Source organism: Paenibacillus sp. tmac-D7 (assembly GCF_006519665.1).
GTDB lineage: Bacteria > Bacillota > Bacilli > Paenibacillales > NBRC-103111 > Paenibacillus_G > Paenibacillus_G validus.
In genome coordinates this window covers 221818-246526 of record NZ_VIDW01000002.1, presented here as the reverse complement: position 1 = coordinate 246526, position 24709 = coordinate 221818, and the positions used below count along the sequence as shown (strand labels likewise).

Below are 24709 nucleotides of genomic sequence, written 5' to 3'. Positions count from 1 at the left end.
GCTGGCGGCGCTGAAGCGGCTGATCGCCGAGCATCACGGCCCGGTGCCGGTCGTCCTCTATTACGAGAAGACGCAAAAAACGCTCGGTCTCTCCGGCGAATATAACGTGAAGCCGTCTCCGGCCCTTTTCTCACGAATCGAAGAGTTGTTAGGTGAACAAAGTGTAAAGGTGAAATAATGATCGCCTTCTTCGCATACATTTAGTAACCCAAGCTGCAACCTGCGCTGCTGTGCCGCTTGCAGGCTGCCCGTGTGTTACGAATGTATCGAAGGAGGCGTTGTTGTTATGTCGCATCTACCTATCGTGGAATGGTTGGAAAAGCGCGGGGTGACCGTCGATCGGATCGCCGATATCGTGCACGAGCTGCAGGTTCCGTATAACCCGGCATTGTCCAAGGAGGCTTGCATCGAAAGCGTGCTGGCCGTGCTGGCCAAGCGCGAGGTGCAGTATGTGCTGTACACCGGTATCGCGCTCGACGAGCTGGCCGAGCAGAAGCTGCTGCCCGATCCGCTGCAGCAGCTGATGGAACAGGACGAGTCGCTCTACGGCGTCGACGAAACGCTGGCGCTTGGCATCGTGCATGTGTACGGCATGATCGGTTTGACGAGCTTCGGGTACTTGGATAAGAAAAAAAACGGCATTATCCGGGATTTGAACGATCATTCGACGAGCATTCACGTCTTCCTGGACGACTTGGTGGCAGGTCTTGCGGCCGCCGCTTCGGCCCGTATCGCGCATAAGCATCAAGACGAATTGGATGGACAAACGTAACGGGCGAATCGTTTTTTGCCCGTTTTCCGGCATTTTCGCAGGGACAAGCCCCACTTGCAGCGTCACAACCTCGGTTGCGGGAAAAAGTGGAGTTATGATATCATTATTCCATTATGTTCGGGAGGTCTTGTTTCATGTGGACCGTGATCTATATCGCTCCAACCGCGAAAATTGCTGATAGAATCAAGCAAAAGCTAACGGAAGAAGGCTTTCTGGTACAAGTTCGGGCTATTAATATGACCAAAAATCAATTTGAAATTTTAGTTCCCGAAGGCGAATTGGAAGAAGTACAAGAGGTGCTGAATACCATTTTGCATAGATCTTAACCAGCACGTCCAAGGCAGCTGGCGGCAAGCACGGACAAGTCCAACAACGGTAAGGCGAGGTGTAGTCGTGCAATTCAAAGACTTGTTTCAGAAGAAAAGGAAGTATGCCACGGTTCCTTCGGCGGACAGGCCTAGTGTCAAGCTCCCGCTCGACGGGGGCATCGACGTGCCCGAAGAACGGCCGAGACGCGAAATTCCCGAAGGATTGATGAATAAGTGCCCGCAGTGTGGTACGATTCAATACAACAAAGAGCTGGATAAAAACTTGAAGGTGTGTTCGTCGTGCGATTACCATTACAGGCTGAATGCGGTGGAGCGCATTCAGATGACGATGGACGACGGCGAGTTTACCGAGTTCGACAGTGAGATCGTGTCGGTCGATCCGCTCCAGTTTCCGGATTATGCGAGTAAATACAGCAAGGCGATGGAATCCACCGGTATGCAGGATGCGGTGATCACGGGCGAGGGCCGGATCGGCGGACATCCGGTAGTCGTGGCGGCGATGAGCTTCGACTTTATGGGCGGTTCGCTCGGCTCGGTCGTCGGGGAGAAAGTAACGAGAGCGATTGAGTACGCGATGGAGCATCAGCGGCCGGTCATCATCTTCTCGACATCGGGCGGCGCGCGGATGCAGGAGAGCATTCTAAGCTTGATGCAGATGGCCAAGACGAGCGCGGCATTGTCCAAGCTGAACGAGCGGGGCGGACTTTACATATCGGTCATTACCGATCCGACGTTCGGCGGCGTATCGGCGAGCTTCGCGATGCTCGGCGATTATATCATCGCCGAGCCTGGAGCGGCTTTCGGTTTTACGGGACGGCGTGTCATCGAGCAGACGATTCGTCAGAAGCTTCCGGACAATTTCCAGACGTCGGAATTCAACCTGAAACATGGACAAGTGGACTTGGTGGCGCACCGCAAAGATTTGCGCAGCATGCTGGCCAAGCTTCTTAGCATGCATACCGTAAAGGAGGAAGTCGCGAATGGCAAGTGAAATGCCCTTTGAGCAGCCGCTTGTGGAGCTTCGCGCCAAAATCGAGGAGCTGCGCAAATTCAGCCGGGATAAGCAGATCGATTTCTCTGAAGAAATTGCCCGCTTGGAGCATCGTCTTGCGGAGCTCGAGGCCGAGCTGTACGCCAGCATGTCGACCCGGCAAAAAATGCAGGTCGCCCGCCACGCGCAGCGGCCGACGACGCTGGATTACATCCAGCATTTGTTTACCGACTTCATCGAACTTCACGGTGACCGTCTCTATGGCGACGACCTTGCCATAGTAGGCGGCATTGCCCGTTTCAACGGCATTCCCGTAACGGTGGTCGGTCATCAGAAAGGGAAAGACACCAAGGACAACATCGCCCGTCACTTTGGCAGTCCGCATCCGGAGGGCTTCCGTAAAGCGCTGCGTATGATGAGACAAGCCGATAAGTTCAAGCGGCCGATTATTACCTTTATCGATACGAAGGGAGCTTACCCGGGCAACGCCGCCGAAGAGCGCGGCCAAGGGGAAGCGATCGCGCGCAATTTGCTTGAAATGGCTTCGATGCGCGTGCCGATCCTGTGTGTCGTCATCGGTGAAGGCGGCAGCGGCGGAGCGCTTGCGCTCGGGGTCGGCAACCGTGTGTTTATGCTCGAGAACGCCATCTATTCGGTCATCAGTCCGGAAGGGGCGGCCTCGATTTTGTATAAAGACGCTTCGAAATCAATGGAGGCGGCCGAAGCGATGAAAATTACGGCCGACGAAATTCTGAAGCTGGACGTGATTGATGAGATCATCCCGGAACCGAAAGGCGGCGCCCATCGGGACGTTGTCATGCAGGCCGAGGCGATCAAGCAAACGTTGTGGAGGCATTTGCAGGAATTGCTCAAGCTGAACGAGGAAGAGCTTGTGGAAGACCGTTATCGAAAGTTTAGACAGATAGGACGCTTTACGACCATCCAGGAGGGAAACCATGCGTAGAACGAAAATTGTATGTACGATCGGCCCGGTGAGCGAATCGCTGGATATGTTTAAGAAATTAATCGGAGCGGGAATGAACGTCGCCCGTCTCAACTTCTCTCACGGCGACTTCGAGGAGCACGGCAACCGGATCAAGAACGTGCGTCAGGCGTGCCAAGAGCTGGGTAGAAGCGACATTGCCATTCTGCTCGATACCAAAGGGCCGGAAATCCGTACAGGCAAGCTGAAAGACGACCAGAAGGTTGAGCTTGTGCAGGACCAGCTGATCACGCTCACGACCGAAGAAATCGTAGGCGACGCACAGCGCGTGTACATCACGTATCGGGATTTGTACAAAGACGTGAAGATCGGCTCCACCATCCTGATTGACGACGGCTTGATCGGGTTGACGGTCGAAGACATCCGAGGCACCGATATCGTATGCCGCATCAAGAACGGCGGATTGCTGGGCGGCAAGAAAGGCGTTAACGTGCCGGGCGTGAAAATCAACCTGCCGGGGATTACAGAGAAAGACGCGAACGATATCGTGTTCGGCATTCAGCAGGGCGTCGATTTCATCGCAGCTTCTTTCGTGCGGAAGGCGAGCGACGTGATCGAAATCCGTGAAATTTTGGAGCGCCACAACGCGACCCATATTCAAATCATTTCGAAAATCGAAAACCAGGAAGGCGTCGAGAACCTCGACGAAATTCTGGAGGTGTCCGACGGCCTGATGGTTGCGCGCGGCGACCTCGGCGTGGAAATTCCGGCCGAAGACGTGCCGATCGTACAGAAGGCGATGATCAAGAAGTGTAACCAAGCGGGCAAGCCGGTCATCACTGCGACGATGATGCTCGACTCGATGCAGCGCAACCCCCGTCCGACGCGTGCGGAAGCGAGCGACGTCGCGAACGCGATTTTCGACGGCACCGACGCGGTGATGCTGTCCGGCGAGACGGCGGCCGGGAAATATCCGGTCGAGTCCGTGCTGACGATGGCGCGCATCGCCGAGCGTGCGGAGGCGGCGCTGGAGCACCGCGAAATTTTCATCCGCCAAAGCAATGCGCAGCAAACGACCGTAACCGAAGCGATCAGCCAAGCGGTTGCTAACTCCGCGCTCGATCTGGATGCGCGCGCGATCCTTACGGCGACCGAGAGCGGTTATACGGCGCGTATGGTGTCCAAGTACCGGCCGAAAGCGCCGGTCATCGCGGTTACGCCGGACGAGCGTGTACTGCGCCGCCTGTCGCTCGTATGGGGCGTCGTGCCGTTGAAGGGCGAGTCGTGCACGTCGACCGACCAATTGTTCGAACTGGCCGTCGATACGAGCGTGAGAGCGGGATACGTGAGCCTGGGCGATATCGTCGTCATCACAGCGGGCGTTCCGGTTGGCCGCTCCGGAACGACGAACTTGATTAAAGTGCACCAGATCGGCGAGATGATCGCCAAGGGTCAAGGCATCGGGACGCAAATCGCAACCGGCAAAGTCATCACCGCGAGCAGCGCGGATGAGGCGAATGCGAAAGCGACAGAGGGCTGCATTTTGATTACGCCGACGACGGACCGGGACTACATGCCGGCCTTCGGGAAGGCAGCCGCGGTTATTACCGAAACGGGCGGTATTACGTCGCACGCGGCGGTTGTCGGCATCAGCCTGGGCAAGCCGGTGATCGTCGGCGTCGAGAATGCGCTGCAAATTTTGAAAGACGGTACGGAAGTTTCGATTTACCCGGAAGTCGGGGTTATCTACTCCGGCCGCGCGCGGGTTTTGTAATTATATGAACATGGAGCGAGCGAAATCGAATATCGGTTTCGCTCTTTTCGTTGTGGCAGCACCTCAATGTGAATGAGACGGATGGAGGGTGAGGGCATGAATGGGTTTAGTTGTGAATTCCGCGTACGCTATCAGGAGACGGATCAAATGGGCGTCGTGTACCATGCCAACTATTTGACGTGGTTTGAAGTCGGCCGCACGGAGATGATTCGCTCTCTGGGCATGCCATACCAAACCCTCGAGGCGCGCGGCTTGCTGCTGCCGTTGATCGAAGCGGACCTTAAATTCAAGCAGCCGGCCAAATACGATGATACGGTGACGATTTATACGCGGGTGACGGCGTTTACCCATCTGCGTCTCGATTTTGCTTATGAGGTGAAGCGCGGCGAAGAGCTGCTCGTCACCGGAAGCACGCGTCATGTATGGGTGAACCGGGATTGGAAGCCGACGCGAATTGACCGCGAAGCGCCGGACTTGTATGCTTTAATCGGCAGCCATATGTAAAAACAGCATATTTTTCAGTAACGTTAACATAAAATTTACAAAAGACCTATTTTCTTTTAACAATGTCGAATTACGATGAATGAAGTAGAACGGTAGATGACAAAGTAAGGGCATGGAGGATGGGTATCCGATGAAGGAGACGACTTCCCGAGAAGCGGCGAATCATTACTTGAACCGAGATCTGAGCTGGGCGGAGTTTAACTGGCGGGTCATGGAGGAAGCTCAGGACCCGACGACGCCTCTCCTGGAGCGTGTGAAGTTCTTATCGATCGTTTCCTCCAACTTGGACGAGTTTATGAGCGTTCGCGTGGCGGGTATCAAGGACCAGATTAAAGCGGGGTATACGAAAAAAGATTTCACCGGCTATACGCCGGCGGGATTGTTCAAGCGTATTATGAAACGCTCGTCGAAAATGGTGTCCGAGCAATACCGTACATACCGCGAAATCTTGCGTCTGCTCGGTAAAGAAGGCATTTATATCGCTGATTACGAAGACTTGACGGTCACACAGCGCAAGGCGATGGATGCGTATTATCATGAGATCGTATTTCCGGTATTAACCCCGATGGCGGTCGACCAAGCCCGGCCGTTTCCGCTCGTCCGTACGCAAGCCGTTTATTTGGCCGTCGTGCTGATGAAGGAAGGGGACGACCCGGAGGACGAGCCTTATTTCGCCATTTTGCAGGTGCCTTCGAACCTGATGCGGTTTATTGAGGTGCCGGCTCGCGCCAACAGCAAGAAGCACGAGTTTATTTTGATCGAAGAGCTGATCGAGCAGCACATCCATACGCTCTTCAGCGGGTATACCGCGGTATCGGTACAAGCGTTCCGGTTAACGCGCAACGCCGATTTGACCTTGAATGAGGAAGGCGCCGAGGATTTGCTGGAGGAAATCGAGAACCAGCTGCGCCGCCGCCGCTGGGGAGACCCGGTACGCCTCGAGGTGCAGAAAGGGATGCATCCCTATGCGCTGAAGCAGTTAACGGAGGAGTTCGAGATTACGGACAACGTCTTCGAGATCGACGGACCGATTGATTTGACGTATTTAATGAAACTGACAGGCTCGCTGAAGGGCTACGATCATTTGCGGTATAAACCGATTGAGTCGGTGTACCCGGCCGAGCTGGATGATATCGAAGATCTGTTCGCCAAGCTGCGGCAGCGCGACGTGCTCGTATATCACCCGTACGAATCGTTCGATGCGGTGACCGATTTCATTTGCCAAGCGGCCTACGATCCGCAGGTGCTCGCAATCAAGATGACATTATATCGCGTCAGCGGCAACTCGCCGCTCATTCAAGCGCTGGCCCGGGCGGCCGAATCCGGCAAGCAGGTGACGGTTGTCGTCGAGCTGAAGGCGCGTTTTGACGAGGAGCGCAACATCGCCTGGGCGCGGATGCTGGAGCAATCGGGCTGCCATGTCGTGTACGGTCTGATCGGCTTAAAGACGCACGCCAAAATTACGCTCGTCGTCCGCCAGGAGCAGGATGGACTGCACCGGTACGTGCACGTCGGAACGGGCAACTACAACGATAATACGGCGAAGCTGTACACCGACGTCGGCTTGTTCACCTCGCACAAGGTGATCGGCGAGGACGCGTCGGCGCTGTTCAACGAGGTGACCGGTTACTCGGCGCCGCATAACTGGAAAGCGTTCGGCGTCGCTCCGACGGATATGATGGATAAGCTGTTCGAGAAAATTCGCCGGGAAGCGAAACACGCCGCGGAAGGGAAACCGGCCCGCATCATCGCGAAATTTAACTCGCTGTCGAATCAGCAGATGGTTGACGAGTTATACCAAGCGTCGCAAGCAGGCGTGAAGATCGATTTGATCGTACGGGGCGTCTGCTGCTTGCGTCCGGGCGTGCCGGGCCTGAGCGAGCACATCACGGTGCGCAGCATCGTGGACCGGTTTCTCGAGCATTCCCGGATCTTCTACTTCGAGAACGAAGGGGAGCCTGAAGTTTATATCGCCAGTGCGGACTGGATGACCCGCAACCTGACGCGCCGCGTCGAACTGATGTGCCCGGTGTTCGATAAGGACATCCAGCAGTCGCTGATCAATATTTTGCAGCTCAACTTACGGGATAACGTCAAAGCCCGCCAGCTGCAGCCGAACGGGCTTTACGAGCGTGTAACCGCAGGCGACGATGAACCGCTGCGGAGTCAATTCGAAGCGATGCGCATCAGTTCTTGGAAAACGACAGCTCATGAAGGTTAAGCTGAATGCCCCAAGCCTTTTTAAAATCTTTTTGGTGGCCTTCGACCTCTCTGTATTCCGCAGAGGGGTCGTGCTTTGTCCGCACCTTAAGGTGGAGCGTGGTTCCTTCGGTGAACGCGGTCATGACCTCGATCGCCTGCGTTTCGCTGACGTCGAGCGCAATGGCAAGCTGCAGGAGGACGCCAAGCTTGCAGATGAGCTCCAGGTCTGTCTCCAGCAGAATGTCCTTGTAAGGCGCCATGGCTTGCTGTGTGCGGCTCTTGGCCTTGAATGAAGCGATCAGGGCGCATAAGAGCATCTCGCGGTGGCTCAAGCCGTCGATCCGCGTATGGGCGATCATATGAAACGAGTGCTTCTGGTATTGATAATACTGCAGCGAAGCGCCGATCCGGTACAGCTTGGCTGCGATTTTCAGGACAAGCCTGATCCGCGGGCAATAACCATGCGATCCCGCATCCGCCAAGGCATCGTACAGCCGAAGCGCGTTCGCGCACACCTGCCGAATGTGGGCTTCCGGCGCGGTCGGATGGAGGGCGAGCAGGTTGTCCGAGCTGATCTCCGCGACCTGCCGGTCTGTCCCGTCACCCGGCGCGAACGATTCGAAGAAAAGGCCGTCGCGCAACCCGGCGCCGCTGACCACGTAATGCGAAGCGTTCACCGCCCGGAATACCGTCTGCAGGATGAGCAATCCGGGCACGATGATGTCGTGTCGGTCTTTGGCTAGCCCGTCGACTTTCTTGCGCTTTTCGGCGGGCAGGCTCGGCAGCCAGGAGGCGAGCTCGTCCATTTCGTCGGCCGTCACCGTGTAATTGTGCGTTTGCAGAAACGAATATTTACGCCTGCGCTGACTGATTTTGCTTAAGGTCCTCACGCCGCCGCCGAGGCCGATCAAGGGGAGCCCCGGCGCTTCCTTGATCCAAGGCTCGCCGGCGAGCGCCTGCTCGACCATTTGGCGAATCCCGAGCAGCTGCTCCTCTTGGAATTCGCCGTCCGTTGCGAATTTACGCGTCGTGTTAACGGCCCCGAAAGGAAAGGAGACGCTATGCTGGAGCTGGCGGTTACGGAATAAGCTGACCTCCGTGCTGCCGCCCCCGATATCGACAAGAAACCCGTCTTCCACGTCCATCGTTCGAATCATGCCGAGAAAGCCGATCCTCGCTTCGTCCTCGCCGGACATGATCTCGATGGGAAAACCGCTTTCTTGGCGAAGCGTCTCCACGATCTCCTCCGAATTGGATGCATTGCGGATGGCCGCCGTGGCCGCGGCGCGGAATTCGGACACTTCGTGCTTCTCGCAAATACGTTTGAAATGCTTCAGAATTTGTGCGGTCGCTTGAATTTCGGCAGGAGGTAACGAACCGTCGGCTCCGATTCGGCCGCTTAAGCGGGCCGATTCCTTGAACTCGCTGACGACGCGGTAGCCGCCGGCGGCCAGCAGTTCGTAAATGGCGAGGCGAATGGAGTTGGAACCGATGTCGATGATGCCGATTCTTCGGCTGCTGCTCATGTGGAAACCTCCTGTTTGCAAGTCGTCATGCTCTTATTTTAACATCGATTTTGGATGCTGCAAAACTTTGGGGAATAATTTTACATCGGTTATGACATGCTTCTAGGTGGGATGCAAATTTAGGCGAAGAGCGATAAAGCGGAGTTTGGTTGATCGCAGTTTCTCAGGGGGGAATATCCTTTCGCGTCTTGAACGAAGTTTCCATGCAGCGTCGAAATGGTTCAGCTTTGCTGGAAATTATAGATTTCGAGGCAATAAGAAACATTCTTTATGGTGCTGATAATGAACTTTTATGTCTAAATTTGTTCACATTGATAGGTAAATCCTTTATAGTAGACTTATGTGAATCGAACGACAAAGGAGAGATTATCTTGACTGCTACCAAAGGTTTGGAAGGAATCGTAGCCACAACTTCCTCCATCAGCTCCATCATCGACGGCGTGCTCACGTATCGCGGCATCAATATCGACGACCTCGCCGAGAACGCTACGTTCGAAGAGGTTGTCTATTTGTTATGGTACGGCAAGCTGCCTAATCGCTCCGAGCTGAGCGGGTTGATCCAGGAATTGAACAGCAACGCAGCGGTGCCTGCCGAAGTGTTGAATCAAATCAAGCTGTACCCTAAAGACGTGAATACGATGGCGGCTCTGCGTACCGCTGTTTCCAGTCTTGCGCTTTACGATCCCGAAGCCGGCGATATGACGCCGGAATCGAACCTTCGTAAGGCTATTAAATTGCAAGCTCAGCTGCCGACGATCGTTGCGGCGTTCGACCGCATCCGCAAAGGCCTCGAGCCGATCGCTCCGAAAGCGGATGCAGGCAGCATCTCGGAAAACTTCTTGTATATGCTGACCGGCAAAAATCCGGAGAAAATTGCGATCGAAGCGTTGGACAAAGCGCTTGTGCTCCACGCCGATCATGAGCTGAACGCTTCGACGTTCGCCGCTCGCGTTACCGTAGCTACGCTGTCGGACATTTATTCCGGCGTCACTTCCGCCATCGGCGCGTTGAAAGGACCTCTGCACGGCGGCGCGAACGAAGCGGTTATGGCGATGCTCGAAGAAATCGGCACGGCTGCCAATGTGAAGAGCTACATCACCGAGAAGCTGGAAAATAAACAGAAAATTATGGGCTTCGGTCACCGCGTTTACAAAAACGGCGATCCTCGCGCGAAGCACCTCCAAAAAATGTCTCAAGAGCTCGGCAAGCTGACCGGGAACATGAACTGGTACGACATGTCCATCCAAATCGAAGAATTGGTCACCGGTCAAAAAGGATTGAAGCCGAACGTCGACTTCTACTCCGCTTCCGTATACACGTCTCTGGAAATTCCGCGCGACCTGTTCACGCCGATCTTCGCCATCAGCCGTACATCGGGATGGACGGCGCATATCCTTGAGCAATACGAGAACAACCGTCTGATTCGTCCGCGTGCCGAGTACACCGGACCTTCTCACCAAGCTTACGTTCCGATCGAGAAACGCTAATCGGAGCTTCAAGCGAACGAATGTGGTTCTTGCCACGATAATGCTGTTACCTACACGGGCTGTTGCGGCGCTCACTCAGGGAAACCGGGATGCCGCAGCTCCCGTATCTTTTTGAGGTATACCCTAACTACGCGAGTCGGCGCAGGCCGGCTCTCATTTAACGAGGAGGATTACATAATCATGGTACAATTCGAGCAATATTCTTTGCCGACAGAAGGCGAACGCATCACGATTACCGACGGCAAGCTGAACGTTCCGAACCAACCGATCATCCCATTCATCGAAGGTGACGGCACAGGTCCTGACATCTGGGCGGCTTCCAAGCGCGTATTGGATGCGGCTGTTGAGAAAGCTTATAAAGGCGAGAAGAAAATCGCTTGGTACGAAGTGTTTGCAGGCGAGAAAGCTTTTAATAAATTCAACAACTGGCTGCCGGCTGATACGCTGACTGCGATCCGCGAATACATCGTTGCCATCAAAGGACCGTTGACTACGCCAATCGGCGGCGGGATCCGCTCCTTGAACGTTGCGCTTCGCCAGGAGCTTGACCTGTATGTATGCTCCCGTCCGGTTCGCTACTTCAATGGCGTGCCTTCCCCGGTTAAACGTCCTGAGCTCGTAGACATGGTTATTTTCCGTGAAAATACGGAAGACATCTATGCCGGCATCGAGTGGGCGGCAGGTTCCGAAGAAGTGAAGAAAGTGCTTGCCTTCTTGCAAAATGAAATGGGCGTCAAAAAGATCCGCTTCCCGGAAACTTCCGGTATCGGCGTCAAGCCGGTTTCCTCCGAAGGCTCCAAGCGTTTGGTCCGCGCAGCGATCGAATATGCGATCCAGCACAAACGCAAAAGCGTTACGCTCGTACACAAAGGCAACATCATGAAGTTCACCGAAGGCGCGTTCAAAAACTGGGGTTATGAGCTGGCTGAGGAAGAGTTCGGCGATAAAACCTTCACTTGGGCGCAATACGATAAAATCAAAGAGGCTCAAGGCGTAGATGCTGCGAACAAAGCTCAAAAAGAAGCGGAAGCCGCTGGCAAAATCATCGTGAAAGACGCAATCGCGGATATCGCGCTGCAGCAAGTATTGACGCGTCCGACCGACTTCGACGTCATCGCGACGTTGAACTTGAACGGCGACTACTTGTCCGACGCGCTGGCTGCTCAAGTCGGCGGTATCGGTATCGCGCCAGGCGCGAACATCAACTATGTAACAGGCCACGCCATTTTCGAAGCTACGCACGGTACGGCTCCGAAATACGCAGGTTTGGACGTTGTAAACCCGGGTTCGGTTATCCTCTCCGGCGTTATGCTGCTTGAGCACCTCGGCTGGCTGGAAGCGGCTGAGCTGATCTACAAAGGAATGGAAACGGCCATCAACAACAAAACGGTTACTTATGACTTTGCACGTTTGATGGAAGGCGCTACGGAAGTAAAATGCTCGCAGTTTGCGGATGAGATTATTAAAAATTTCTAAGAGTCACCCATGAGGTTTTGGAGTCAGGAGCGCTTCTAGTCGTCGTAGGCGTGAACAGGGGCTCGCGCGCTGCGACGACACGCTTTTCATGCGTGCGTGGGTGTTCCAGCGTTACGTTCGGGTGTGGGAGCGCGCTTCGGCAGGGGATCAGTCCCCGCCATAAAACTAATAATTTCGGGAGGGATTCATCATGGCTATTCAACGTAAAAAAATTACGGTCGTCGGCGCAGGCTTCACAGGCGCGACAACTGCGCTGATGCTGGCACAGAAAGAGCTTGGCGACGTCGTATTGCTCGACATCCCGCAGCTTGAGAACCCAACCAAAGGGAAAGCGCTCGACATGCTCGAAGCTTCTCCGGTACAAGGCTTCGACGCGAACATCGTCGGCACGTCCAACTACGACGATTCCGCGAACTCCGACATCGTCATCATCACGGCCGGTATCGCTCGGAAGCCGGGCATGAGCCGCGACGACCTCGTGAACACAAACGCAGGTATCGTGAAGTCCGTTTGTGAGAACGTGAAAAGAACTAGCCCAGAATCGATCGTTATCATCCTCAGCAACCCGGTTGATGCCATGACTTACGTTGCTTATGAAACGCTCGGCTTCCCGAAAAATCGTGTCATTGGCCAATCCGGCGTACTCGACACTGCGCGTTACTGCACATTCATCGCACAAGAACTGAACGTATCCGTTGAAGACGTTCGCGGCTTCGTTCTCGGCGGCCACGGCGACGACATGGTTCCGCTCGTTCGTTACTCCAACGTCGGCGGAATTCCGATTGAGAAATTGATCCCGGCTGAGCGCATCGAGGCGATCGTGAAGCGCACGCGCACAGGCGGCGGCGAAATCGTCAACCTGCTCGGCAACGGCTCCGCGTACTACGCGCCGGCTGCTTCGCTCGTGCAAATGACGGAAGCGATCCTGAAAGACAAAAAACGCATCATTCCTTCGATCGCTTTGCTTCAAGGCGAGTACGGCTACGACAACCTGTTCATGGGCGTGCCGACCTTGCTTGGCGGCAACGGCATCGAGAAAGTATTTGAGCTCGAGCTGCTTCCGGAAGAAAAAGCGGCTCTCGACAAATCGGCCGATTCCGTACGCAACGTCATCAAAGTTGTCACGATCTAATCGTCGTTACGCATCACCAACCGATCGCAATCTACCGTTCCAACGGAGATTGCGATTTTTTTTGGGGGACAAACGTTACCGGATAACGAATGTCCGCTGAAGCGGGACGGGGGCCGTTTGCTACGCGCTAGGTCATCCGTTATACTAGGTATTAAGAATAGGTATAGGGAGGCAAGCCGTCGTATGCTGCAAGTGCTGCTGTACATTCATGTTGTAAGCGCAATTTTGATGGGAATTTATTTGGTGCTGCCGTTTCTCCTCAATCGTGTGGATAAGCTGCAGTCGGGGGCGTCGCAATTCGGTTTTCTTAGCGTCCTGTTTACGACGAACCGCGTCGGGCAATTCGCTCTGATTTTATCGTTTCTAACCGGGGGATATTTGGTCAGCAAAGCCGATTATTCGATCGTCTGGATGGTGCTCGCGGTTGTCTTGTTCCTCGGCATCGCCGCGTTGTCGGGCATCATGGGCAAGCGTATGCGCCTTGCGCTGAAAGAGTCATCCGGCAGTGCGATTAAACCTCAGCTCGGCTCGATCAAAACGTTGGCGCTGATTAACGGCGTATTGTTTTTCTTGACCGTCACTTTGATGAATTTCCCGAATTGGTTCGCTTAATAGCGCCATCAAAGAAAGACCAGACTCGTGCAGTCTGGTCTTTCTTCGTCGTCGGTATCGTCCGCCTCGGGGTGAGTGGTCTACAGCTCGTCGATCGTCTTCTCGAAGCTCGGAGCCATATGCTCCAGAAAGTAATTCAGCTCCGGCATGCTGATGGACGCCATCGTATCTTCGATCTGCTTCTTCGCCGTCGTAAATTCACGGTTTCCGGCGGATAGCTCGGTGACGCATTTCAAATAAGCGTCGAGCAGGTCGGCGGCTTTCACGTACTTTTTATATTCCGAAAGCTCCGTATTTTTCTTCGGATCAATCAGCGGATCGTAGACGGCGCGCAGCGAATCGGGAATCATATCCAGCAGCCGATCGGCGGCCAGCTGTTCGATCTCGCGGAAATTGGATAAAATTTTCGGATTGTGATGCTTCACCGGGGTCGGAATGTCGCCGGTAAACACTTCGGTCGCATCGTGAAACAGCGCCATGCTGACGATACGGTCCGTCGGCACCTTCCGGTCGTATACGTCGTTGGCAATCGTGCACAGCACGTGCGTCAGGATGGCGACATGAAACGAATGCTCCGCAACGTTTTCCTTCATCACGTTACGCATCAGGCTCCAACGCTCAATATAGCGGAGACGGTACATATACGCAAAAAAATGGCTTTCCATGCAATCATCATCCCAGTCTGTTTAATGGCGTCAAACTTGCCGCACAACGAATTATACACGATACGGAGCCGGAATGCCCTAGCCAAATTATTAAAAGCTGGTGACCTGTTGCCGAAAGCCCCGGACCGCTGCATGAAACCTATGAAAACAAGGTGCTAGCAGGCGTACGTGTATGGTATGATAGAGTTATATGCTTAGATGTCCAAACATAAGGTTTTCAGCCACCGAAAGGAGTTTTATCCCATCATGCAGCAATTTCAAGAGAGCATTTATAAACTGATCGTCGAAACGTCTACAAACCTTCCGGCCGACGTCCGTGAAGCTATCCAGGAAGCGCGATTGAAGGAAGATGCGGGCACGCGGTCCGCGTTGTCGTTGTCGACGATCGCTGACAACATCCGGATGGCGGAGTGCAACGTGTCGCCGATTTGCCAAGATACGGGGATGCCGACGTTCATCGTACATACCCCTGTGGGGGCGAATCAGATCGAGATGAAGAAAGCGATCATTGAAGCGGTAGCCAAAGCGACGAAGGACAGCAAGCTGCGTACGAACTCCGTGGATTCGTTGACAGGCGCGAACAGTGGCGATAACATCGGACCCGGCACGCCGGTCATTCATTTTGAGCAATGGGAACGTCCGGAAATCGAAGCGAAGCTGATTCTGAAGGGCGGCGGCTGCGAGAACAAAAACATTCAGTACAGCCTGCCGACCGAGCTCGAAGGACTCGGTAAAGCGGGTCGTGACCTGGACGGTATCCGTAAATGCATCATGCACGCCGTCTACCAAGCGCAGGGACAGGGCTGTAGCGCGGGTTTCATCGGCGTAGGCATCGGCGGCGACCGGACGACCGGTTATGAGCTGGCGAAGCATCAATTGTTCCGTGCCGTAGACGATGTGAACCCGAACGAAGAGCTGCGCAAGCTGGAAGATTACGTGATGGAGAACGCCAATAAACTCGGAATCGGGACGATGGGCTTCGGCGGTCAAGTATCGCTGCTCGGCTGTAAAGTGGGCGTCATGAACCGGCTTCCGGCCAGCTTCTACGTGTCGGTGGCCTATAACTGCTGGGCGTTCCGCCGTCAAGGCGTGCTGATCGATCCGAGCACGGGCGACATCACCGAATGGGTATACCGCAGAGGCAATGAGCTGCCGATGGAGAAGGACGAGCCGGTCAAGGACGCCGCGGCTTCGGCTGACAGCGGCGAACGCCGTGAAATCGTGCTGCAAACGCCGATCTCGGAAGAACAAATTCGTTCGCTTCGCGTAGGCGACGTCGTCATTATCAACGGACCGATGCACACCGGACGCGACGCGCTGCACAAATATTTGATGGATCACGACTCGCCGATCGATCTGAACGGTGCGGTTATTTATCATTGCGGTCCGGTCATGGCAAAGGACGGCGAAGGGAACTGGGTCGTGAAAGCAGCAGGACCGACAACCAGTATCCGCGAGGAGCCGTATCAAGGCGACATCATTAAGAAATTCGGCATCCGTGCGGTCATCGGCAAGGGCGGTATGGGCGCGAAGACGTTGAAGGCGCTGCAGGAGCATGGTGGCGTCTATTTGAACGCCATAGGCGGAGCGGCTCAATATTATGCCGAATGTTTCAAGAAGGTGGAAGGCGTGGACTTCCTTGAGTTCGGTATCCCGGAAGCGATGTGGCATTTGCAAACCGAAGGGTTTGCCGCGATCGTCACGATGGATTCACACGGCAACAGCCTGCATGCCGATGTCGAGAACGACTCGCGCGCGAAACTCGCTCAATTCAAAGAGCCCGTTTTCGTATAATCAGGAAGACGGACCGACATGAACCAGATAGGGAATCGTCTCAATACGTTCATTGAAACCTATTTATTTCTCTTAACCCCGGTATCGCTGATACTCGGGTTTCTTTTATCTGAGCAGTTCAAATCCGGGGTCGGCGCCATTCCGCTGCTGTTCGCTTATTTGACGTTCGTGATGGCGTCGGGCTGCAGCATCAAGCAAATCCGCGAAGCGCTGCGCATGCCCGGTACGATACTGCTGACGTTCGTGATGACGCATATTGCGGCGCCCCTGGTCGCTTATGCGCTGAGCGCCGCTGTTTTCGGGGCGGATTCGCCTTACGTCGTAGGCTTCGTGCTGTTCGCGATCATTCCGCTCGGCGTGTCCTCGGTCCTCTGGGTATCGCTGTCCCGAGGTCACGTGCCGTTTACGCTGGCCATGATCGTGATCGACACGGCGCTGAGCCCGCTTGTCATTCCCGGCGCACTGGAGTTTCTGTTCGGCGCATCGATCGAGCTCGACCACGCTGGCATGCTGCTCGACCTGGTCATGATCGTCGTTGCTCCGACGCTGCTCGGCATCCTGGTGAATGAGTTGTCCCGCTACCGGTTCAAGGCGTGGTCGGCGCCTTTCTGCGGCCCGACCTCCAAGCTCGCCCTGTGCGTGGTCATTCTGATTAATGCGGCGGCCATTACCCCGCATGTGGTGGAACTGAAAGGCGATTTGCTGGCAGTCCTGCCGCTGGTCGTCATCCTGGTAGCCCTTTGCTACGGCATCGGGCTTGCCGGATCGCTCTGGCTGCGGAAGCCGGAGATGTTGGTCACACTGACGTACGTGTCCGGCATGCGGAATATTTCGCTCGGCCTCGTGCTGGCGCTCGCGTATTTCAGTCCACTGACGGCGGTGCCGGTCGTGCTGTCGATCCTTTTTCAACAGCCGTTTGCGACCATCAACAGTTTGTTTATGAAAAAATTCATGGCGTCGCGCCTTTACAATAAATTAACTGGCGTTTCCTGACCAAAGCCGTTAGGATAAGGAGTAAAATGTTTGGGACGGACAAGCGGACATCCGCATGCCCGAGCTTGGAGGGAAGCTTTACAGGATGAATAAGTTCCGTGCGCGACTGACCTTCATTTTTATCGCCTTGATTGGCTCGAGCGTGCTGTTGGCCGGTATTTTCATGGCGCGAATGCTGCAGCAGTCGAATATCGATTCGTTAAAGGTAAATATGGAACGCGAGCTGCGCATCATTATGACGACGGTCGAGTGGAAGGCCTCCGGCTTTGCTTCCATGGAAGAAAGGTTTCAATATTTCACCGGGAAGGCATTGATGCTGAAGCAATCGGCCGATGCGCGTGTGACGTTCATTCAAGCGGACGGTACGGTGCTGGGCGATTCGGACAGCGATCCGAAAGGAATGGAGAATCACTCGGACCGCGAGGAGATTATTGCGGCGTCCCGGGACGGCATCGGGTATGCGACCCGGTTCAGCAGTACGCTCGGACGCAACATGCTGTATGCGGCTTTGCCGGTGAAGGCAGGCGATGAGAAGCTCGGTTATTTGCGTCTCGCGATGAGTTTAACTGAAGTGGAGCAATCGATCCGCAAAGTCTGGCTCGGTCTGCTCTCCGGTCTGCTGGTCGTGTTCGTGCTGGCCGGGCTGATCAGCTACCGGATCGCTTATGGGGTCACCCGGCCTATCGAGCTGATCACGAGCGTAGCCCAGCAAATTACGGACATGAACTACAAGTATAGGGTCAAGGTGAGCAAGAAAGATGAAATCGGGCAGCTCGGCATAGCCATTAACCGGATGGCTGACAGCTTGCAGCTGCAGATGAACCGGATTCTCGAGGACGAAAGCCGGTTGAAAAGCGTGCTGGAGAACATGATCAGCGGCGTCGTCATGATCGATCGGGACGGTAACATCGTGCTGTTAAACCGTTCTGCCGAGGAGATTCTCGGATTCTCCGCGCCGGAGCTGCTAGGCAAGCGTTTTGATCAAGCGAAGCAGCAGTTCGAATTTACGCAGCTCATTCAAGAGTGCATCGATTCGAAGGCGCATATCCGCGACGAGATGGTATTTTATTTCCCGACCGAGCGTATCCTCGAAATCAACTTGAACCCCATCTCCGAAGTGAGCGCCAAGTGGTCGGGTCTGCTGATCGTCCTGCACGACATTACGGCGGTTCGCCGCCTGGAACGGATGCGCAGCGAGTTCGTCGCCAATGTGTCGCATGAGTTGAAGACGCCGATCGCGGCCGTGAAGGGCTTTGCCGAGACGCTGCTGGCGGGGGCCCTCGACGATAAGGAAACGGCGCGATCGTTTCTGCAGATCATCTTCGACGAGAGCGAACGTTTGAACCGCTTGATCGGCGATATTTTGGAGCTTTCGAAAATCGAATCGAAGCGGATTCCGCTCCATTTTTCACCGGTGCATCTGCAGCCGTTCATCGGGAACTGCCTGAATGTGCTGCGTTCACAGGCCATGAGCAAAGAGATTGAACTGCAAATGTCGGTTCCTGAAGACATCTATATGGAGGCGGATGAAGACCGGCTGCGGCAAATATTGATCAATTTGCTGTCCAACGGCATTAACTATACGCCGGAAGGCGGCAAAGTGAGCATTCGCGTCGAACATATGACGGGCGGTTCCGATGCGGTGGAGAGCGACAAGGTTCGTTTTACCATCACCGATACGGGAATCGGAATTCCAAAGAAGGACATTCCGCGTATCTTTGAACGGTTTTATCGGGTGGATAAAGCGAGGTCGCGAAGCTCAGGCGGGACGGGACTCGGTTTGTCAATTGTGAAACACTTGGTAGAGCTGCACAAGGGCACCATTCGCGTCGAAAGCGAGGTCGGCGTCGGGTCGAAGTTTATCATTGAGATGCCGCTGATACATTGATCTATTTCATAGCGTGTTACGTTTTTAAAAGTTTTTCGGGTTTGTCAGCACGGACAGGCTATGTTAAGCTTAAAGTATATATAGATATGAAGTCGGGGGATTCCCATGCCGCAAAAAATACTTGTTATCGAAGACGAGCCTACGTTAGCAAGATTGCTGTCCTATAATTTAACCCAAGAAGGCTATGAAACCAAGGTCATCGATCACGGAAGCGACGGTTTGCAGGCAGCGCTGCAGCAGCAGTTCGATCTGATTGTGCTCGATATCATGCTTCCCGGGATGAACGGTTTTGATATTTTATCGAAGCTCCGGCAGAAGGGCAATAAGACGCCGGTTATCATTCTAACCGCACGTAATGCGGAAGAGGAAGTCGTGCAGGGGCTGAAGTACGGCGCAGACGATTACATCACGAAGCCGTTCGGTGTGGCCGAGCTGCTCGCCCGGGTGTCCGCGGTGCTTCGCCGTACGATGTCGGAGGAAGCGGCTCACGAGAAGACGGGGAACGGCGAGAAGGTTATCATGGCCGGCGATTTGATGATTTACCCCGAGAAGTACGAGGTTGTTCTGGGCGGAGAATCGATTCCGCTGCGGCCCAAGGAGTTTGAGGTATTGCTGTATTTGGTGCAGCGGCCCGGGGTCGTCGTGACGCGGGACGATCTGATGAACATCGTCTGGGGCTTCGATTATATCGGCGGCCAGCGTACCGTCGATGTCCATGTCAGCTCCTTGCGCAAGAAGCTGGAGATGAACCAACAATCGGTGCAGATCGAATCGATACGCGGCGTGGGATATAAGCTCGTGACCACCCCGGTGAAGAAGGATAAGAGTTAGAGAAACGGCCCTAGTGAAGAGAGCCCTGCAAAATCCTCAATTTTGAGAAAACAAGTTCTCTGAATTGGTAAAAGTGATTGGAAAACTAAAAAAGCAGCTCGTTCCTCGTCAGAGGGCGGGCTGCTTTTGCTCTATTAACCTAACCATTCGTTTCACATTTACAACGAACGCAGTGAGATAGGCCTGTATTCGCATACGAAAAAGACCTCGATATTTGGCCCTTTCCATACCGTGGAACCTCTTCATCTCTGCGTTTTTATGTTCAATGATCGGCCTACGTTTAATCCGCTCTTTAAACGTATCACTTAGTTCGAACTCCATTTGTTCTTTGAAGTGCTCAGCAATGATTCGAATGGAGTATGTCTTGCTTTTGGACTCCGGTTTGTAGCAGCCCTCGCGCAACGGACATTCTTTGCACTTCTCTACGTCAAAGTAGAATACGAGCGAACGGCTGTCTCCAGTATTTTCCTTCGCGATATGCAATTTGTCGCTTATTGCCCCTTCATGGTCCGGCAACAACTCTTCTACCGTTTGACCAAGCTCGGCGAGATAGCGCAACATGACCTTCTCTGCATCTTCTTGCTCACTCTTGACTTTCGGCAAGGGAGGAAGCTTCTTCTCTAGCTTTGGATGCCGTTTTACCACAACACGAAATAGTCGTTTGGCTGCTTCCCGAAGCACGTTCAGCGGCTGTTGACGCTGGGTTGCTGCATACGTATGCGTGGCATCCATAATGATGGTTTTCGACTTGATGAGCCCTTTGTCGATGCACTGGCCTACTACTTGTTTAAGCACATCAGCCACTTGATTTACGCCAAGACGGTGGTTACGGAAACGTGAGAGTTGCGAAGCATCCGGCAATGCATCTTCCGGATTTACCCCGATAAACCATTTGTAAGCCAGGTTAACCTGCGCTTCTTGTATCATTCGCTCATCCGAAAGATTGTATAGGATCTGTAAAAATAGCAAGCGAAAAAGCAGCTCCGGCTCGTTTGCCGGTCTGCCTTAATGCTCACAATATGAATTTTTCACTAGCTCATGGATGAAACTGAAGTCCACAATACCGTGAATCTTCTTAAGTAGATGATCTTCCGGGATAAATTTATATAACTCCGCATGGAACGATGTGGTCATTTGCTTAGCCGAGTGTAGCAATCTTATTCAACTCTCTTTACTTTTCTTCCAGTATACAACAAACCCAATGCCTGCGCGGCATTGGGTTGTTTTTAACAGAATCTGTATTCGTTTTGCAGGGCCCTAGTGAAGGGGCCGTTTTTTTGCGGTAACAAAATATTTCCCGGGAAACGCCGCGCAGCGGCGCATGCCAAAATCGGATGCAAAGAAAGCCAAATACGCCATATCTTTTTCCTTGGACTTGTCTATACTAAATGTAAAGCGCCTTTATCGGCATTATACAAGCTATGTCCAGGGAGGAATATGAATTATGTCTAAAGTGTATAGAATCGGTATTATCGGCTGCGGCGGCATCGCATTCGGCAAACATATGCCTGCGCTTCAAAACCAGCCGAACGCTCAAATGGTCGCTTTCTGCGACATTCATGAGGATCGGGCCCGGGACGCGGCACAAAAATTCGGCACCGCTGAAGCGAAGGTGTACACCGATTACCGGGAGCTTCTGTCGGATTCGAGCCTGGATATCGTCCATATATGTACGCCTAACGATTCCCATGCCGATATTACGATCGCTTCGCTGGAATCGGGCAAGCACGTCATGTGTGAAAAGCCGATGGCCAAGACGGCGGCCGACGCAAGACGTATGGTCGAAGCGGCCAAACGAACCGGCAAAAAGCTGACGATCGGCTACCAAAACCGGTTCCGTCCGGATAGCCAATTCTTAAAGCAAGTATGCGAGGATGGAGAGCTCGGCGACATCTATTACGCCAAAGCGCATGCGATTCGCCGCCGCGCGGTGCCGACTTGGGGCGTGTTCCTCGACGAAGAGAAACAGGGCGGGGGGCCGCTCATCGATATCGGGACGCACGCGCTTGACCTGACGCTCTGGATGATGGACAACTACAAGCCGAAAGCGGTACTGGGTACGGCGTTCCATAAGCTGTCGCAGAAGAAAAATGCGGCGAATGCCTGGGGATCCTGGGACCCGCAAAAGTTTACGGTTGAGGATTCGGCATTCGGGATGATTACGATGCAGAACGGCGCGACGATCGTACTGGAGTCGAGCTGGGCCATCAATATGCTGCAAACCGGGGAAGCCAAGACGACGCTTTGCGGTACGGAAGGCGGCGCCGATATGTGGGACGGCCTGCGCATCAACGGGGAGAAGCACAGCCGGTTGTTTACAAATGAAATCCAGCTTGATGCAAAAGGCGTAGACTTCTACGATGGAGCCAAAGAAAGTCCGGCCGATCTGGAAGCCCGCATGTGGCTGGAAGCGATCGAGAACGATAGCGATCCGGTGGTCACGCCGGAGCAAGCTTGCGTCGTTTCGGAAATTCTAGAAGCGATTTACGAATCCTCCAAAACGGGCAAGGCCGTTTATTTCGAAGAAAAATAACGCAAAAAACGTACCGGAAGCAGACCATGCTTCGGTACGTTTTTTTTTATTATCGGCGCCAGGAAGTTCGCTTTATGTCTCTTTGCCATCCGCCACCTCGCCCGAGGTTCAAGCCCCTGGCGGGGGGCAGCTCTGTGCGAATGAATCGGACCTATACCGTCACCAGCTTCTTCTTCTCCTCTTCGCTCTTCTCTTGCCCTTCGGCTTTCTTCGCTTCTTGGGTGTTCACTGTTGTCCGCTGAGGTTCCCTGAGGGCATCGTTTCGATCCATCCCCGGGTTAAATCCGCTTGCTGTCTCGGCGTTCGGGCGGTTTTCGCTCCCGCCGTTTCGCTCCTCCAGGGCCATGGCTTGCGCCTCCGGCGCTGCCGGATCGCCGTCCGTTGACGGTTCAGCCTCGCCGATCTTGAATTTGTTGATTTCCGTGAACAGCCACTGGGCCAGCTCCAAGATGTCGTCGGCTTCGCGGGCGATCTGGTGTATAGCCGCATCCTGCTGAAGCGAGGAGGAGTTGACTTCTTCGACACCGGCAGCCGTTTCCTGCGCGATGGCAGCGACATGCTGGATCGACTGGACGAGCTGGTTGTTTTTGTCCTCCGCCGCGGCGATACGCGAATGAATTTGTCCGAAATGGCTGGAGAGCTCGTCCATCGATTGGCGAATTTCCTGGAAAGCCGCGAGGCTGTCGCTCATCTTGCCTTTCTGCTGTTCGAACGATTGCTTCGCTTCCCCCAGAGTTGCTTCAAGTTCTTTAATTTGTGTCATCAACGATTTGACGATGACGGCAATCATCTTGGACGAATCATTCGTCTGCCCCGACAGCAGCCGCACTTCCTCGGCGATGACCGAGAAGCCTTTGCCGTGTACGCCGGCTCTGGCCGCTTCGATCGCGGCGTTCAACGCAAGCACATTCGTCTGCGTGGAAATATCCGAAATGGTGCCCACGATTTTGGCGATTTGCGCGGAGCTGCGCGATAACGTCTCCATAGCCTGATACACGTGATGAAGCACTTCTTCCGAGCGCCGCGCCGCGCTCTGCAGCTCTTCCATCGATTCCGAACCGGTATGCGTATTGATAGCCGCTTCGCGGCTCTTGCGCTGCACCGTGTCAGTGAACTTCGCGATATCGCGCACCTGCTCGTCCAGCTCGTTGATCGTCGTCGAGCTGAGCACCGTATATTGCGCCTGCTGCTCGGCGCCTGCCGAAATTTCATGAATGGCGCGCACAATTTCCTTGTTGGCCAAGGCTGTCGAGCCCGAGAATTCGCGGAACATGCTGGAGTGCGTGGACAGCGACGAGGCGATGCGCTGCGAGTTTTGCAGCATCCCGCGAACTTGCCCGATCATATGATCGAAGTCGCGGCTCAGGTTGCCGAGCTCGTCGCGCGACGTGTTGTTGATCCGGCTCGTTAAATCGCCTTGGGCAATTTGCCTTACGGCTTTTTGCAAACGGCTGATCGGTCTCATAAAGGAGCGAATCAACAAGAAGGCCACACCTGCACTAACGACGAGAACAAGCAATACGGCTATTAAAGAGGTGTTCTGCGACTGCTTCACATATTCGTTCGAGCTGGAGATTGCCGCTTGTACATCGGATTCGTAAGCCTGGTTAAACTGATCGACCAGCTCGAAGATGTATTCCTTATGTACTTGCGACAGCTCGTGCACCTTGGCTAACTGCTCGTTCATCTCCACGGGAGACAAATTGGGGTTGCGGACAATCTGCAGGGCGGTGTTGAACGTAGCCGTATATTCGGTAGACGTGTTGGTCAGCTTAGCGCTCCATTTACGCTGGTCGCTGTTGGAGGCGCTGGATGCGATTTGTTCGACCAGCGTGTAAAAGTCTGCGCTCTTTTGTTCGAACTGGCCGATTAATTTCTCATCTTTGGAAATAATATATCCAGATTTAACGGCGTCGATCTCGTTCGTTTTGATTTTCAGCTCCAGAGCGAGCCGCTGCTTGTTCATTTCCGCATTCTGATGAAGCACTTGTTGATGAATGCCGTTCATTTGGCTTCTATTAAAGGCAGACACGGCGACAAAAATGAGCAGCAGGGCTGTAAAGCTAAGAATCAGTTTGGCTTTCAGCGTAAATTCGAGGCTAAGCCATGTTCGAATAGATGAAACCATTCGTTTCCCTCCCTGTAAGGTGTATTTTTCTATGACTATCGTACTATTTGAAAATTAAGCGATTGTACGAGAAATGTTAATTTCATGTAAATGTTTGTCGAATGAGGCAGCGTTCTTGCGGCACTTTGA

At 54.0% G+C, this 24709-nt stretch carries 20 protein-coding genes and 1 pseudogene; 17 read left to right on the top strand and 4 right to left on the bottom strand.

The window, feature by feature from the left end; genetic code table 11:
• Nucleotide 1 precedes the first annotated feature (1 nt).
• The 8 genes from FKP33_RS28035 (at nt 2) to FKP33_RS02670 (ending at nt 7534) form a co-directional block, all read left to right on the top strand.
• On the top strand, nt 2-178 hold the full coding sequence (locus FKP33_RS28035) for a hypothetical protein (RefSeq protein WP_373423822.1): 177 nt from the start codon (nt 2-4) through the stop codon (nt 176-178).
• A 108-nt stretch (nt 179-286) separates the two neighbouring features.
• Nucleotides 287-772: a phosphatidylglycerophosphatase A family protein gene (locus FKP33_RS02700; protein ID WP_127608749.1), complete on the top strand. Its 486-nt coding sequence runs from the start codon at nt 287-289 to the stop codon at nt 770-772.
• Between the two features lie 134 nt (nt 773-906).
• Nucleotides 907-1098, top strand: a complete 192-nt coding sequence (locus tag FKP33_RS02695; RefSeq protein ID WP_054797438.1) for a hypothetical protein — start codon at nt 907-909, stop codon at nt 1096-1098.
• A 67-nt stretch (nt 1099-1165) separates the two neighbouring features.
• A complete protein-coding gene (gene accD, locus FKP33_RS02690) occupies nt 1166-2092 on the top strand; it encodes an acetyl-CoA carboxylase, carboxyltransferase subunit beta (protein WP_054797439.1) in 927 nt (308 codons plus the stop codon).
• Nucleotides 2082-3056 (top strand): acetyl-CoA carboxylase carboxyl transferase subunit alpha, encoded by a 975-nt coding sequence (gene accA / locus FKP33_RS02685; protein WP_127608748.1) that lies wholly within the window; start codon nt 2082-2084, stop codon nt 3054-3056. The genes accD and accA overlap by 11 nt, the downstream gene beginning before the upstream one ends.
• Nucleotides 3049-4809, top strand: a complete 1761-nt coding sequence (gene pyk, locus FKP33_RS02680) for a pyruvate kinase (protein ID WP_054797440.1) — start codon at nt 3049-3051, stop codon at nt 4807-4809. Before accA ends, pyk begins: the two co-directional genes overlap by 8 nt.
• A 96-nt stretch (nt 4810-4905) precedes the next feature.
• Nucleotides 4906-5313 (top strand): acyl-CoA thioesterase, encoded by a 408-nt coding sequence (locus FKP33_RS02675; RefSeq protein WP_230876343.1) that lies wholly within the window; start codon nt 4906-4908, stop codon nt 5311-5313.
• Between the two features lie 130 nt (nt 5314-5443).
• Nucleotides 5444-7534, top strand: a complete 2091-nt coding sequence (locus tag FKP33_RS02670) for an RNA degradosome polyphosphate kinase (RefSeq protein ID WP_141333875.1) — start codon at nt 5444-5446, stop codon at nt 7532-7534.
• Here FKP33_RS02670 and FKP33_RS02665 read toward each other — a convergent pair.
• Nucleotides 7500-9041: a Ppx/GppA phosphatase family protein gene (locus FKP33_RS02665; protein ID WP_127608746.1), complete on the bottom strand. Its 1542-nt coding sequence runs from the start codon at nt 9039-9041 to the stop codon at nt 7500-7502. The genes FKP33_RS02670 and FKP33_RS02665 overlap by 35 nt on opposite strands.
• Nucleotides 9042-9412: 371 nt before the next feature.
• Here FKP33_RS02665 and citZ point away from each other — a divergent pair, with 371 nt between their 5' ends.
• The 4 genes from citZ (at nt 9413) to FKP33_RS02645 (ending at nt 13748) form a co-directional block, all read left to right on the top strand.
• Complete coding sequence (citZ, locus tag FKP33_RS02660) at nt 9413-10528, top strand: citrate synthase (RefSeq protein WP_127608745.1); 1116 nt, start codon at nt 9413-9415, stop codon at nt 10526-10528.
• Nucleotides 10529-10708: 180 nt separating this feature from the next.
• Entirely contained in the window at nt 10709-12004 is a 1296-nt protein-coding gene (icd, locus tag FKP33_RS02655) for an NADP-dependent isocitrate dehydrogenase (protein ID WP_127608744.1), read from the top strand.
• Nucleotides 12005-12194: 190 nt separating this feature from the next.
• Nucleotides 12195-13136, top strand: coding sequence for a malate dehydrogenase (mdh, locus tag FKP33_RS02650; protein WP_127608743.1), 942 nt, complete (start codon nt 12195-12197; stop codon nt 13134-13136).
• Nucleotides 13137-13319: 183 nt separating this feature from the next.
• Nucleotides 13320-13748 carry a hypothetical protein gene (locus FKP33_RS02645; protein WP_054797442.1) on the top strand — a complete coding sequence of 143 codons (429 nt, stop codon included), beginning with the start codon at nt 13320-13322 and terminating at the stop codon, nt 13746-13748.
• An 80-nt stretch (nt 13749-13828) separates the two neighbouring features.
• On the opposite strand, the gene yfbR is transcribed toward FKP33_RS02645, so the two are convergent.
• Nucleotides 13829-14413 carry a 5'-deoxynucleotidase gene (gene yfbR, locus FKP33_RS02640; protein WP_127608742.1) on the bottom strand — a complete coding sequence of 195 codons (585 nt, stop codon included), beginning with the start codon at nt 14411-14413 and terminating at the stop codon, nt 13829-13831.
• Between the two features lie 246 nt (nt 14414-14659).
• On the opposite strand from yfbR, the gene FKP33_RS02635 reads away from it, so the two are divergent.
• The 4 genes from FKP33_RS02635 (at nt 14660) to FKP33_RS02620 (ending at nt 19919) form a co-directional block, all read left to right on the top strand.
• Complete coding sequence (locus FKP33_RS02635; protein WP_127608741.1) at nt 14660-16207, top strand: fumarate hydratase; 1548 nt, start codon at nt 14660-14662, stop codon at nt 16205-16207.
• A gap of 18 nt (nt 16208-16225) precedes the next feature.
• Nucleotides 16226-17200, top strand: coding sequence for a bile acid:sodium symporter family protein (locus tag FKP33_RS02630; RefSeq protein ID WP_127608740.1), 975 nt, complete (start codon nt 16226-16228; stop codon nt 17198-17200).
• An 85-nt stretch (nt 17201-17285) separates the two neighbouring features.
• The gene (pnpS, locus tag FKP33_RS02625) at nt 17286-19088 is read left to right on the top strand and encodes a two-component system histidine kinase PnpS (RefSeq protein WP_141333874.1); all 1803 of its coding nucleotides are present in this window, start codon (nt 17286-17288) and stop codon (nt 19086-19088) included.
• 105 nt (nt 19089-19193) lie between these two features.
• Nucleotides 19194-19919 carry a response regulator transcription factor gene (locus FKP33_RS02620; RefSeq protein WP_127608738.1) on the top strand — a complete coding sequence of 242 codons (726 nt, stop codon included), beginning with the start codon at nt 19194-19196 and terminating at the stop codon, nt 19917-19919.
• Nucleotides 19920-20027: 108 nt separating this feature from the next.
• On the opposite strand, the pseudogene FKP33_RS02615 reads toward FKP33_RS02620, so the two are convergent.
• Nucleotides 20028-21074 (bottom strand): annotated as a pseudogene (locus tag FKP33_RS02615) (transposase).
• A 289-nt stretch (nt 21075-21363) separates the two neighbouring features.
• Between FKP33_RS02615 and FKP33_RS02610 the strand changes: the two are divergent.
• Nucleotides 21364-22452: a Gfo/Idh/MocA family protein gene (locus FKP33_RS02610; RefSeq protein ID WP_141333873.1), complete on the top strand. Its 1089-nt coding sequence runs from the start codon at nt 21364-21366 to the stop codon at nt 22450-22452.
• 151 nt (nt 22453-22603) lie between these two features.
• Here FKP33_RS02610 and FKP33_RS02605 read toward each other — a convergent pair whose 3' ends face one another.
• Entirely contained in the window at nt 22604-24580 is a 1977-nt protein-coding gene (locus FKP33_RS02605) for a methyl-accepting chemotaxis protein (protein ID WP_141333872.1), read from the bottom strand.
• Between the last annotated feature and the right edge of the window lie 129 nt (nt 24581-24709).

Excerpts from the sequence above, each read along its gene's own strand:
- FKP33_RS02700 (WP_127608749.1), top strand. The coding sequence starts at position 287 with ATGTCGCATCTACCTATCGTGGAATGGTTGGAAAAGCGCGGGGTGACC.
- FKP33_RS02695 (WP_054797438.1), top strand. The coding sequence starts at position 907 with ATGTGGACCGTGATCTATATCGCTCCAACCGCGAAAATTGCTGATAGA.
- accA (WP_127608748.1), top strand. The coding sequence starts at position 2,082 with ATGGCAAGTGAAATGCCCTTTGAGCAGCCGCTTGTGGAGCTTCGCGCC.
- pyk (WP_054797440.1), top strand. The coding sequence starts at position 3,049 with ATGCGTAGAACGAAAATTGTATGTACGATCGGCCCGGTGAGCGAATCG.
- FKP33_RS02675 (WP_230876343.1), top strand. The coding sequence starts at position 4,906 with ATGAATGGGTTTAGTTGTGAATTCCGCGTACGCTATCAGGAGACGGAT.
- FKP33_RS02670 (WP_141333875.1), top strand. The coding sequence starts at position 5,444 with ATGAAGGAGACGACTTCCCGAGAAGCGGCGAATCATTACTTGAACCGA.
- FKP33_RS02665 (WP_127608746.1), bottom strand. The coding sequence starts at position 9,041 with ATGAGCAGCAGCCGAAGAATCGGCATCATCGACATCGGTTCCAACTCC.
- icd (WP_127608744.1), top strand. The coding sequence starts at position 10,709 with ATGGTACAATTCGAGCAATATTCTTTGCCGACAGAAGGCGAACGCATC.
- mdh (WP_127608743.1), top strand. The coding sequence starts at position 12,195 with ATGGCTATTCAACGTAAAAAAATTACGGTCGTCGGCGCAGGCTTCACA.
- FKP33_RS02645 (WP_054797442.1), top strand. The coding sequence starts at position 13,320 with ATGCTGCAAGTGCTGCTGTACATTCATGTTGTAAGCGCAATTTTGATG.
- yfbR (WP_127608742.1), bottom strand. The coding sequence starts at position 14,413 with ATGGAAAGCCATTTTTTTGCGTATATGTACCGTCTCCGCTATATTGAG.
- FKP33_RS02635 (WP_127608741.1), top strand. The coding sequence starts at position 14,660 with ATGCAGCAATTTCAAGAGAGCATTTATAAACTGATCGTCGAAACGTCT.
- FKP33_RS02630 (WP_127608740.1), top strand. The coding sequence starts at position 16,226 with ATGAACCAGATAGGGAATCGTCTCAATACGTTCATTGAAACCTATTTA.
- pnpS (WP_141333874.1), top strand. The coding sequence starts at position 17,286 with ATGAATAAGTTCCGTGCGCGACTGACCTTCATTTTTATCGCCTTGATT.
- FKP33_RS02620 (WP_127608738.1), top strand. The coding sequence starts at position 19,194 with ATGCCGCAAAAAATACTTGTTATCGAAGACGAGCCTACGTTAGCAAGA.
- FKP33_RS02610 (WP_141333873.1), top strand. The coding sequence starts at position 21,364 with ATGTCTAAAGTGTATAGAATCGGTATTATCGGCTGCGGCGGCATCGCA.
- FKP33_RS02605 (WP_141333872.1), bottom strand. The coding sequence starts at position 24,580 with ATGGTTTCATCTATTCGAACATGGCTTAGCCTCGAATTTACGCTGAAA.